Source organism: Stutzerimonas stutzeri (genome assembly GCF_000935215.1).
In the GTDB taxonomy this organism is placed as follows: domain Bacteria; phylum Pseudomonadota; class Gammaproteobacteria; order Pseudomonadales; family Pseudomonadaceae; genus Stutzerimonas.
In genome coordinates this window covers 1-10,850 of record NZ_JXXD01000054.1, presented here as the reverse complement: position 1 = coordinate 10,850, position 10,850 = coordinate 1, and the positions used below count along the sequence as shown (strand labels likewise).

General features: G+C 57.9%; 11 protein-coding genes. 5 read left to right on the top strand and 6 right to left on the bottom strand.

All coding sequences use genetic code 11. From position 1 onward, the window contains the following. Nucleotides 1–252 precede the first annotated feature (252 nt). Nucleotides 253–1,053 carry an adenosylmethionine decarboxylase gene (gene speD / locus LO50_RS07545; RefSeq protein WP_031297947.1) on the top strand — a complete coding sequence of 267 codons (801 nt, stop codon included), beginning with the start codon at nt 253–255 and terminating at the stop codon, nt 1,051–1,053. A gap of 57 nt (nt 1,054–1,110) precedes the next feature. Here the strand turns inward: speD and coq7 are convergent, their stop codons facing one another. Together coq7 and LO50_RS07535 are read right to left on the bottom strand one after the other, a co-directional pair. Continuing rightward, nucleotides 1,111–1,758, bottom strand: a complete 648-nt coding sequence (gene coq7 / locus LO50_RS07540) for a 2-polyprenyl-3-methyl-6-methoxy-1,4-benzoquinone monooxygenase (protein ID WP_023445868.1) — start codon at nt 1,756–1,758, stop codon at nt 1,111–1,113. A gap of 64 nt (nt 1,759–1,822) precedes the next feature. After that, a complete protein-coding gene (locus LO50_RS07535; protein ID WP_023445867.1) occupies nt 1,823–2,164 on the bottom strand; it encodes a histidine triad nucleotide-binding protein in 342 nt (113 codons plus the stop codon). A gap of 78 nt (nt 2,165–2,242) precedes the next feature. Between LO50_RS07535 and LO50_RS07530 the strand changes: the two genes are divergently transcribed. Then, a complete protein-coding gene (locus LO50_RS07530) occupies nt 2,243–3,721 on the top strand; it encodes an AAA family ATPase (RefSeq protein ID WP_044314602.1) in 1,479 nt (492 codons plus the stop codon). A 16-nt stretch (nt 3,722–3,737) separates the two neighbouring features. On the opposite strand, the gene LO50_RS07525 is transcribed toward LO50_RS07530, so the two are convergent. Both LO50_RS07525 and hemJ read right to left on the bottom strand, forming a co-directional pair. Continuing rightward, nucleotides 3,738–4,694, bottom strand: a complete 957-nt coding sequence (locus LO50_RS07525) for a DUF805 domain-containing protein (protein ID WP_044314601.1) — start codon at nt 4,692–4,694, stop codon at nt 3,738–3,740. 131 nt (nt 4,695–4,825) lie between these two features. Next, nucleotides 4,826–5,254, bottom strand: a complete 429-nt coding sequence (gene hemJ, locus LO50_RS07520) for a protoporphyrinogen oxidase HemJ (RefSeq protein WP_014821649.1) — start codon at nt 5,252–5,254, stop codon at nt 4,826–4,828. Between the two features lie 128 nt (nt 5,255–5,382). Between hemJ and argC the strand changes: the two genes are divergently transcribed. Together argC and erpA are read left to right on the top strand one after the other, a co-directional pair. Then, a complete protein-coding gene (argC, locus tag LO50_RS07515) occupies nt 5,383–6,417 on the top strand; it encodes an N-acetyl-gamma-glutamyl-phosphate reductase (RefSeq protein ID WP_014821648.1) in 1,035 nt (344 codons plus the stop codon). A gap of 111 nt (nt 6,418–6,528) precedes the next feature. Next, nucleotides 6,529–6,879, top strand: coding sequence for an iron-sulfur cluster insertion protein ErpA (gene erpA / locus LO50_RS07510; RefSeq protein WP_014821647.1), 351 nt, complete (start codon nt 6,529–6,531; stop codon nt 6,877–6,879). Nucleotides 6,880–6,930: 51 nt separating this feature from the next. On the opposite strand, the gene LO50_RS07505 is transcribed toward erpA, so the two are convergent. Together LO50_RS07505 and LO50_RS07500 are read right to left on the bottom strand one after the other, a co-directional pair. Further along, a complete protein-coding gene (locus LO50_RS07505) occupies nt 6,931–8,022 on the bottom strand; it encodes an anhydro-N-acetylmuramic acid kinase (RefSeq protein ID WP_080902078.1) in 1,092 nt (363 codons plus the stop codon). A 2-nt stretch (nt 8,023–8,024) separates the two neighbouring features. After that, nucleotides 8,025–9,440: a peptidoglycan DD-metalloendopeptidase family protein gene (locus LO50_RS07500; RefSeq protein ID WP_044314600.1), complete on the bottom strand. Its 1,416-nt coding sequence runs from the start codon at nt 9,438–9,440 to the stop codon at nt 8,025–8,027. A gap of 170 nt (nt 9,441–9,610) precedes the next feature. Here LO50_RS07500 and tyrS point away from each other — a divergent pair, with 170 nt between their 5' ends. Further along, nucleotides 9,611–10,810, top strand: coding sequence for a tyrosine--tRNA ligase (gene tyrS, locus LO50_RS07495; protein WP_044314599.1), 1,200 nt, complete (start codon nt 9,611–9,613; stop codon nt 10,808–10,810). The last annotated feature ends 40 nt before the right edge of the window (nt 10,811–10,850 follow it).

Here is a 10,850-nt window from a genome sequence, read left to right as displayed (position 1 = left end):
TTTGCCAACGGCATGGGGAGGCCGCTACTTTTTCAACAGAATCGGCTATTGGCTATCTCAATCGATAGGAGTGGGTCTGGTGACGCTTTAGACAAGCCTCCCGCTCTGCATCATGCGCAGCCCCAATTGATTCGGGTGTCATTCATTCCATTGCAATAACGGCCGTCACCGGCGCGAAGAGGTGTTTACCGTCCTGCTCAGATGCTTCGGTGTCCGACGGGCATGAGCCCCGACAAGAGAATGTTTCCAATGGTGAAAAGCAAACTCAAGCTTCACGGGTTCAACAATCTGACCAAGACCTTGAGCTTCAACATCTACGACATCTGCTATGCCGAGACCTCCGAAGACCAGCAGGCATATGTGCAGTACATCGATGAAGAATACGACGCCGAGCGACTTACACAGATTCTGACCGATGTTGTAGACATCATTGGCGCCAACATACTCAACATTGCCCGCCAGGATTACGAGCCGCAGGGCGCCAGCGTGACGATTCTGATCTCCGAACAACCGGTGACGCCAACTGACAGTCAGATCGAGGAGTCGCCTGGCCCGCTGCCCGAAACCATCCTTGCGCACCTCGACAAGAGCCACATCACCGTGCATACCTACCCGGAAATACATCCGGTGGACGGCATTGCCACGTTCCGCGTCGATATCGATGTTTCAACCTGCGGCGTTATCTCGCCGCTGAAGGCGCTCAACTATCTGATCCACCAGTTCGATTCGGATATCGTCACCGTGGATTATCGCGTGCGCGGTTTTACCCGCGATGTCGAGGGCAAGAAGCACTTCATTGATCACGAGATCAACTCGATCCAGAACTACCTGTCTGATGACACGCGCTCGGTCTATCAGATGACCGATGTGAATGTGTACCAGGAGAATCTGTTCCACACCAAGATGCTGCTCAAGGACTTCGAGCTGGAGAATTATCTGTTCGGCGATGCGACCAGCAATCTTTCTCCGGAGCAGCGCAAGCAGGTCGAGAAGCGGTTGCGTCACGAGATGCTGGAAATTTTCTACGCGCGCAACATGCCGCGTCATGCGTAGGCTTCAGCAGCATTGTCATTGATGAGGGCGCTTCGGCGCCCTTTTTCGTGGCAAACGTCAGATGCGATAAGTCGCCTTGGTCATGACCTTGGATACCAGGCTCATGCCGAATTTGACCGGGGCTGGAAATCGCAGGCCGCCGGCCTCGATGGCGGCGGTGGAGTGCTGCTGCTCGTCCTCGCGCATCTGCTCGAGAATGGCGCGGGATTTGTCGTCGCTTGCCGGCAGTTGGCCAAGATGCTCGTCCAGGTGCTTGCAGACCTGATCTTCAGTAGCAGCGACGAAGCCCAGGCTGATGCGATCGCTGATCAGACCGGCCGTGGCGCCAATCCCGAACGACAGCCCGTAGAAAAGCGGATTGAGCACGCTGGTGTGGCTGCCCAGCTGGCGGATGCGTTGTTCACACCAGGCCAGATGGTCGATTTCCTCATCCGCCGCTTGTTCCATCGCCCGACGTACCTGCGGGAGGCGAGCCGTCAGGGCCTGGCCCTGGTACAGCGCCTGAGCGCAGACTTCGCCGGTGTGGTTGATGCGCATCAGGCCGGCAACGTGGCGGGTCTCGCTCTCGCTGAGTTCGGCCTCGTTCTTCAATACCGCCGGCGACGGGCGTGCTGGCTGGCCACTGAAAGGCAACAGCGTGCGCAGGGCCGAATCGGCCTGCATCAGCAAGCGGTCAGCTGGGGAGTAGTGGCGTTGGCTGGTCATATGTCCTCCGGAACAGGTTGGAGCCACGGGCAGTGGATGAGGCTGCAGGTTGGGCGCTTGGCTGTCAGCCTGGCGGCCAATGCATCTGCCGCTGACCGAGTACGTGCATGTGAATATGGTTGACCGTCTGCCCGCCTAGGTCATTGCAGTTCATCACCACGCGAAAACCGTCCTGACACCCTTGCTCTGTGGCCAGGCGTTGCGCAGTCAAGAGGATATGCCCGGCGAGCGCCTTGTCGTGCTCCTCGTTCAGGTCGTGCAAGGTGGCGATATGTTTCTTCGGAATCACCAGAAAGTGCACCGGGGCCTGAGCCGCGATGTCGTGGAAGGCGATAACCTGATCGTCCTCGTAAAGCTTGCGTGCGGGAATTTCCCCGTCCACGATCTTGCAAAACAGACAATCCATGGCGGTTCTCCGGGAGAGCGTCGGTCAAACAGTGTATCAGGGCATATGAGCCGTGGTGAGGCTGTACAGGGAGGTGATGTGAAGAACGATATTCATGATCTGGGTTTGGTTCTGGATTCGAGAGTCAGACTGGTGCTGGTTGAGTCCTGGGACGAGCGCAGAGTGCTCGAGACGCTGACGGGGCTTGCCATGCGCCAAGGCTTGGGCTTCTACCTGTGGTCGGCGACCGAGGGGGTGCGCCATCTGTCCTTTGGCGGCGAGCTGCAGGGCGGCGAGGAAAGCTGCGCGCCGGACGTGGCGCTGAAACTGGTGAAGCACGATCCCCAGGCGAACCTGTACGTCTTCTGCGATCTGCATCCGTTTCTCGATGAGCCGAAGTTGGTGCGGCTGCTGAAGGACATTGCGATGAGTGAAGCGCCTGTGGCGCCGACCCTCGTGCTGGTGTCGCATGCGCTCAAGCTGCCGCCTGAAGTGCAACGCTACGCAGCACGCTTCAGCCTTTCGCTGCCGGCCGAGGAAGAGCTGCTTGCCATCGTCCGCGAGGAAGCCACCCGCTGGAGCGAGCGTAATCGCGGTGCTCGCGTTCGCACCGACAATCGCACGTTGCAGCAGGTGGTGAAGAATCTGCGCGGCCTGAGCCATGCAGAGGCGCGGGCGCTGGCACGCAATGTCATTTGTGATGACGGTGCGATCACCCAGGAGGATCTTCCCGAGCTCAATCGCAGCAAGTTTCAGCTGCTGGATCTCGATGGGGTGCTGGGGTTCGAATACGAGACGGCCCGCTTCGCGGAGGTGGGTGGTCTGGCCAATTTCAAACGTTGGCTGGCGGAGCGGCAGGGCGCGTTTCTGGATGGTCAGGGCGATGATCTACCGCGCGGCGTGATGCTGGTCGGGGTGCAAGGTGGCGGCAAGAGCCTCGCCGCTAAGGCGGTCGCCGGTCTGTGGGGGCTGCCGTTGCTGCGGTTGGATTTCGCCTGCTTGTACAACAAGTATTTCGGTGAAACCGAGCGTAACCTGCGTGAAGCGCTGACCCTCGCGGAACAGATGGCGCCTTGCGTTTTGTGGATGGACGAGATCGAAAAAGGTTTGGCGACCGGCGATATGGATGGCGGCGTAAGCCAGCGGGTACTGGGCACACTGCTGACGTGGATGGCCGAGCGTACCGCGCCGGTATTCATGGTGGCTACGGCAAACGCCATCGATCGGCTGCCTGCAGAGCTGCTGCGAAAGGGGCGATTCGACGAACTCTTCTTCGTGGATTTGCCAGATCTCGCGACGCGTGCGGAGATCTTCCGCATCCATCTCACGCGACGCGAACTGCAACCTGATGATATGGGGCTGATGGTACTGGCCGGGGCGAGTGATGGTTTCTCCGGCGCCGAGATCGAGCAGGTGGTGGTCAGCGCGGTTTATGCCGGCCAGGCCCAGCAACGGGATGTCGATCAAGCGATGCTGCTCGACTGCATTCGTGCAACATCGCCGTTGTCGGTTGTCATGGCCGAGCGCCTCGATGCACTGCGGGAGTGGGCAAGGGGGCGCACGGTACAAGCCGATTGAGGGGCTGCTTCAGCAGCTAGAAGCCGGCTCCCTGACGCATTTCCACCAGCGCGGGGATGGTCAGCGCCGCCACTAGGCCGGAGATGATCAACAGCAGCCACAGCGCGGCGAGGATCTTCACCGACCGGCTGTTGGGCGGTGGTGGCGAACCATAGCGATTGACTTCCCGACTCCCCGGCATCAGCAGCATGACGAAGGGAAACAGGCTGCCCAGCACCGGGACCAGATTGAGCAGGATCAGCCAGCCGGACCAGCCGAAGTCATGCAGGCGCTGAACGCCGATCTGCACGCTGACCACGAGCATGCCGATGCCGATCAAGCCCATGCAGATGAGCCCCATCGTGCTGGAGATTGCCATCATGATCGCGGCGACACCGAACAAGCCCGTGGCCGCGACCATGATCACCAGTGACCACGCTAGATAACGCAGACGGCCAATCCGGCCTGTGACGGAAAAAGGCTTGAGGTCGCCATGTCGAGGCATTGCTTCGCTGACGTTTGCAGAAGGCGGGGCGTAAGGTGACACCGTTGTGCTGGCGCCCTGAGGCGCAGCACTCTCATGAAGCTGCGCCTGACGCGCCAGATACTTCTCGATGATGATGCCGCACGTACTGCACTCATTGGCCTGGCTTTGTGCGTGCCCGCATTTAGGACATGTCATGAGCGCGGCAGGTGGGTTGTCGCCTTGGGCCGCCGCCAGTTCTTCATCCGTCTGCACTAGGCTCAGGGTGGGGCTGGTGTGCTCAGGCTCTTTGTATGCCCTGGCGCCAGCGCGGTGCAGTGCGCCGATGTACTTGTCGGCTTCCTGGCTGCTCAGTTTGCTTTTGATCACGGCCGCCTGGCCACTGAACAATCGCTCGATCTTGCTTGGGTCGGTCTTGAACAGGACGGCCAGGTTTGCCTTTACCGCCTCGAGCGGCATGTCGGGCATAAGTTCGCCGGTGAAGACGATTTTGAATTGAGCTTGTTGCATGTGGCGTCCGTGTCACAGGGATGGTTGCGGCAGATTAGAGGTGAGGAACAGCGGATACAACAACGTATGCTCCGGTTTCCGAGTCAGGTAACACAATGCTCGCGAACTCAACTGATCAGCTGTCGGCCAGCTCAGAAGGGCCTGACGACAACAAGGATCACGATGGCCAGGAGAAACAGGACCGGGACCTCATTGAACCAGCGATAGAACACGTGCCCGCGAATGTTCTCGTCACGAGCAAACCGCTTCAGTTGTGCGCCGCATACGTGGTGATAGCCGACCAATACAAGGACCAGCGCCAACTTGGCGTGAAGCCAGCCGCCTGTACCGAACAAACCGGGGTTCAGAATGACCATCCATATGCCAAACACCAGCGTGGCGATCATGGAAGGAAGCATGATGCCGCGGTAAAGCTTACGCTCCATGATCTTGAAGCGCTCTCGACTGGGCTCATCCTCACTCATCGCGTGATAAACGAACAGGCGAGGAAGATAGAAAAGTCCGGCGAACCAGCAGACGACGGCGATGATGTGCAGTGCTTTGAGCCAAAGGTAGAGCATCTATGGAATCCTGCGGGGGCGAATGCGTCGATAGTAGTGGCTGCGTTCGCCCCCGTCATCCCGGCGGTTGGCCCGCGATCAAAGCAGCTTTATCATCGCGCTTTTACGTTTCCAGTTGAGGGCAGGTCATGATCAAGGTCGGTATCGTTGGCGGCACAGGCTATACGGGCGTCGAATTGCTGCGCCTGCTTGCTCAGCATCCGCAGGCCGAAGTGGCTGTCATCACCTCCCGCTCTGAGGATGGGGTGAAGGTCACCGACATGTACCCCAATCTGCGAGGCCACTACGACGACCTCGCTTTCAGTGTTCCGGACGCAGCAACATTGGGTGGATGCGACGTGGTGTTCTTCGCGACCCCTCATGGCGTCGCCCACGCACTTGCTGGCGAGTTGCTGGCAGCCGGAACCCGAGTCATTGATTTGTCCGCTGATTTCCGCCTGCAGGATGCCGAAGAGTGGGCGAAATGGTACGGGCAGGCTCACGGTGCGCCTGAACTGCTCGCTGAGGCCGTGTACGGACTGCCTGAAGTCAATCGCGAGCAGATCAGAAAGGCACGCCTGATTGCCGTTCCTGGCTGTTACCCGACCGCTACCCAGCTGGGCTTTCTACCGCTGCTTGAAAATGGTCTTGCAGATGCCTCGCGCTTGATTGCGGATTGCAAGTCGGGCGTCAGCGGTGCCGGGCGCGCAGCGAAGATCGGTTCCCTGTTCACCGAGGCTGGCGAAAGCATGATGGCGTATGCGGTCAAAGGGCACCGGCACCTGCCGGAGATCAGCCAAGGTCTGCGCCGAGCCGCGCAAGGTGACGTCGGGCTGACTTTTGTTCCGCACCTGACTCCGATGATCCGTGGTATCCACGCGACGCTGTACGCCACCGTTGCCGATACTTCCGTGGATCTGCAGCGCCTTTATGAGCGCCGTTATGCCAACGAGCCGTTCGTCGATGTGATGCCGGCCGGCAGTCATCCGGAGACACGTAGCGTGCGTGGCGCTAACGTTTGCCGCATTGCCGTACATCGTCCGCAGAACGGTGACCTGGTGGTCGTGCTGTCCGTGATCGACAACCTGGTGAAAGGCGCATCCGGCCAGGCGATCCAGAATATGAATATCCTGTTCGATCTGAACGAAAAACTGGGGCTTGGAAATGTGGCGCTCCTGCCATAAACCGGTTTTCACATTGGGGCGCTGAAGCAGGTCGAATAGTTGACCGGTTTTGTCAGGAAAGCCGATAATGCACCGTCAATGCAGTAGGGCGTTTCACGCCAGGAGAAACCAATGAGTGTCGAATCCTTCACGCCCACCGCCATCCAGTTCAGTCAGGGGGCGGCAAGCAAGGTGAAGAGCTTGGTCGATGAGGAAGGCAATCCGCGCTTGAAGCTGCGGGTCTTCGTCACTGGAGGCGGCTGCTCGGGTTTCCAGTACGGCTTTACTTTCGATGAAGATGTGGCCGACGACGATACGCTCATTGAGCGAGAGGGCGTAAGTCTCGTGGTCGACCCCATGAGCTACCAGTACCTGGCTGGTGCAGAAGTGGACTACCAGGAAGGGCTGGAAGGCTCTCGTTTCGTGATCAAGAATCCAAACGCTACGACTACCTGTGGTTGCGGTCAGTCGTTTTCTATCTGATGTCTGTGGCCTCGAAGCGCCGTGCACTGCACGGCGTTTCCGTTTCTGGCATCAAACGGGATAGATTGCGCCAAGGATTCGAGAGCCCCGTGCGCCAGTGACCGCGGGACGATTTGCCGGGATGCCTTCCAGGCAGCAGTGGGCCAGCCATGCAAATGCCATCGCCTCCACCCAGTCTGCCGGCACCCCCTCGCTGTCTGTGCTTTTGACCTCACAAGTCGGGGCCAGCGCCTGTAACCTTCGCATCAGCGCAGCGTTATGCGCCCCACCACCGCAGACAAGCAGCTCCTCAACGTTCAGCTGAGTGGCGATGAGTGACTCGGCTATGCTCCTCGCAGTAAGTTCGAGCAGCGTCGCCTGGACATCTGCAGGCTGCAGATCTTTCCGGTCGGCGAGACGTCTATCCAGCCAGGCCAGGTTGAAAAGCTCGCGTCCGGTGCTTTTGGGTCCTTGAGTTTTGAAAAACTCTTCGTTGAGCATCAAGGTGAGTAGGTCCTCATCCACGATGCCGGTCGTCGCCCAATCGCCGTTGCGGTCGTATGCCAAGCACTTGTGGCGTTGAATCCAGGCGTCCATCAGGACGTTGCCGGGCCCACAATCGAAGCCATGGGTAGGGTTGCCTGGATACAGAATGCTGAGATTGCTGAATCCCCCGATGTTCAGAATCGCGCGGACTCGCTGGGAATTGCCAAAGATGGATTCGTGGAAAGCGGGCACGAGCGGTGCGCCATGTCCGCCGGCAGCAACGTCGCGTCGGCGAAAGTCCCCAACCACGGTTATGCCGGTCAATTCCGCCAATAGAGCGGGGTTGCCGATTTGAATCGTGAACCCGAGATGGGGTTCATGCCTGATAGTTTGACCGTGGCTGCCAATAGCGCGTATCGACTGCGGGGCAAGCTGCTGTTCGATGAGCAGCTGATCAACCGTTTCTGCTGCGAGCGTAGCCCACTGGTTCTCAGCAATAGCTGCGCGCTTCAGCTCGTCCGGCCCAGACGAGCACAAGGCGAGTAGATCTTGCTTTAGCTTGGCAGGCATTTCCTGGAAGCGGGTGGCTATCAGCCGAGTGCGGGTTGTCTGCTCGATGAGCGCGATGTCCAGGCCATCAAGACTGGTACCGGACATCACCCCCAGATAAAGAGCCACGATTACTGCTGGTTGAGGGCCAATACGGTGGCCTTCTCTTCGTCCATCCGTGCCATCAGAGGCTGGCTCAGTTGCATGAAGCGCTGCTTTTCGTTGCGAGCGATCGGATCTGCCATCGGTAGTTTCAGGCCTAGCGGATCGACATGAACGCCGTCGACCTGGAACTCATAATGCAGATGCGGGCCGGTGGAAAGGCCGGTTGTGCCGATGTAGCCAATGATCTGACCTTGCTTTACAGCGGATCCATTACGCACACCTTTGGCAAAACCTTGCATGTGCGCATACAGGGTGCGGTAGCGCTGGCCGTGCTGGATGATCACCGTGTTGCCATAGCCACCCTTGCGCCCGGCAAGCAGTACTTTGCCGTCACCGGCGCTTTTGATAGGCGTCCCGTGCGGGGCTGCATAATCAACCCCTTTGTGCGCTCGGATCTTGTTCAGGATCGGATGTTTGCGACCGTTGGAAAAGCGAGAGCTGATGCGTGCAAAGTCTACTGGCGTTCGGATGAATGCTTTGCGCATGCTGGTACCGTCAGCATTGTAATAGCTAGTGGCCCCATCCTTATTGGTGTAGCGAACGGCAGAATAGGTTTTGCCCCGATTGGTAAAGCGCGCCGCGAGGATATTGCCGGTACCGACGCGTTGCCCCTCTACGGTCTTCTCTTCATAAATAACTTCGAAGCTGTCGCCTTTGCGAATGTCGAGTGCAAAGTCGATGTCGTAGCCAAATACGTTGGCCAGATCCATAGTCAGATTATGGCTGAGGCCCGCGCGCTTCGCGGCTAGAAACAGACTGCTATCAATCTCACCGCGAGCGTATACGGAGCTGATTTCGGGCTTGATCTGTTCTTTTTTGAATGAATAACCGTCAGGCGTCTTCTCTAACGCCAGCGTTTCCAGACTATTGAGTTTGCTGCGTAGGCCGGCTAGCCCGCCTTGCTCGGTCAGTTGAAACTCAAGGGACTGGCCGATCTTCAAACGGGAAAACTGTTTGGCATCCTTGCTGCTCGACAGAACGGCATGCATGACGGATGGGGAAAGGCCCACTTTGGAAAATACTGTCGATAGCGTATCCCCATTGGCCACGACCACGGTCTTCGTCAGAGAGTCTGACTCTGGAGCGGGGGCCTGGGTGAGCTCCTCTTCTTCCGGTAGCTCAGCATTCTTGGCCTCGGATGATGTGCCCAGCGTGGCAGTTACAGCGAAGGGAGACTCGACCAGGCCTGGTTGGCTGTCGCCGGGCTCGACGACAATTTGTCCCGAGGAGGACTCGAGCTTCAAGTCAATGAAGGTCTTCTTCGCCTCGACTTCACGTGATGGGAATACAAGCAGCGCCAGGCTCAGCAGCGCAGCTACACCACTGGCAGCCAGAAGATGGCTCTTGGGGTAGTTCGGAGCTTTTGATTTGGAAGGCATCATTGGGCTTCTGGCATATTTTTGCACGGGAAATAACTGTCTAAAATATAAGCAAAGCGCATCGGAGGCAACCCTTGTGGCTGCTGAGCTGCTGGTCGGTACAAGCGCGCGGCTTGTAATCGGCCGTCGATCTTGTAAGGTTGTCGCCCTTTAATAATGGTACGGGGCTTGCCATGAAGTCGGTTGAAGAGCAACTGTCGGTGATCAAACGGGGCGCTGATGAGGTGCTCGTCGAATCGGAGCTGGTCGCTAAGCTTGAGCGAGGCGAACCGTTGCGCGTCAAAGCGGGATTCGACCCTACCGCTCCCGATCTTCATCTCGGGCATACCGTGCTCATTAATAAGATGCGCCAGCTTCAGGACTTGGGGCATCAGGTGATCTTCCTTATAGGGGATTTCACCGGAATGATTGGTGATCCAAGTGGCAAAAGCGCCACACGGCCCCCTTTGACCAGGGAGCAGGTCCTCGAGAACGCCGAAACTTACAAGTCTCAGGTTTTTAAGATACTCGATCCCGCAAAGACCGAGGTGGCGTTTAATTCAGCCTGGATGGACAAGCTGACTCCAGCCGACTTTATCCGTCTAGCTTCTCAATATACTGTCGCTCGCATGCTTGAGCGTGATGACTTCAGTAAGCGCTACTCCACGAACCAGCCGATAGCCATCCATGAGTTCCTCTATCCGCTCGTCCAGGGGTATGACTCGGTTGCGTTGAGGGCTGACATAGAACTCGGAGGAACTGACCAGAAATTCAACTTGCTTATGGGGCGTGAGCTTCAGCGGTCGTACGGTCAGGCCTCGCAGTGCGTAGTGACCATGCCGTTGCTTGAGGGGCTGGATGGCGTGAAGAAGATGTCCAAGTCTCTTGGTAATTACGTAGGGATTCAAGAAGCGCCAGGCGTCATGTATAGCAAGTTGGTCTCGATCCCTGATTCGCTCATGTGGCGGTACTTCGAGCTGCTTAGCTTCCGGTCGCAGGGTGAGCTCGATGAGTTTCGTGCTGATGTCGAGCGGGGATCCAATCCCCGGGATATCAAGATCAAGCTGGCCGAGGAGATCGTTGCGCGTTTCCATGGGGACGAAGCGGCTGCGGCTGCGCATCGTTCTGCGGGTAATCGGATGAAGGAGGGTGAGCTTCCCGAAGACCTTCCGGAAATCGAACTGATCTCTGATCAGGACATGCCCATTGCGTCGGTCCTTAATAAGGCGGCGCTGGTCAAGAATGCAGCTGTCGCGCGTGACTTGCTGGGTTCTAGCGGTGTCCGTGTTGATGGGCAGGTAGTGGATCGTGGTTTCGTATTCAGGCTTGGCGCGACCCATGTTTGCCAGGCTGGAAAGAAGTCGTTTGCACGTATTTCCCTCAAGGCAGAATAAAACTGAAATAAACGGTTGACGTTGATTTTCAGGCTCCTAT

Bases quoted from the DNA above. Each gene is read 5' to 3' on its own strand.
- coq7 (WP_023445868.1), bottom strand. From the start codon at position 1,758: ATGACCAGCCAACGCCACTACTCCCCAGCTGACCGCTTGCTGATGCAG.
- LO50_RS07535 (WP_023445867.1), bottom strand. From the start codon at position 2,164: ATGGATTGTCTGTTTTGCAAGATCGTGGACGGGGAAATTCCCGCACGC.
- LO50_RS07525 (WP_044314601.1), bottom strand. From the start codon at position 4,694: ATGCAACAAGCTCAATTCAAAATCGTCTTCACCGGCGAACTTATGCCC.
- hemJ (WP_014821649.1), bottom strand. From the start codon at position 5,254: ATGCTCTACCTTTGGCTCAAAGCACTGCACATCATCGCCGTCGTCTGC.
- argC (WP_014821648.1), top strand. From the start codon at position 5,383: ATGATCAAGGTCGGTATCGTTGGCGGCACAGGCTATACGGGCGTCGAA.
- erpA (WP_014821647.1), top strand. From the start codon at position 6,529: ATGAGTGTCGAATCCTTCACGCCCACCGCCATCCAGTTCAGTCAGGGG.
- LO50_RS07500 (WP_044314600.1), bottom strand. From the start codon at position 9,440: ATGATGCCTTCCAAATCAAAAGCTCCGAACTACCCCAAGAGCCATCTT.
- tyrS (WP_044314599.1), top strand. From the start codon at position 9,611: ATGAAGTCGGTTGAAGAGCAACTGTCGGTGATCAAACGGGGCGCTGAT.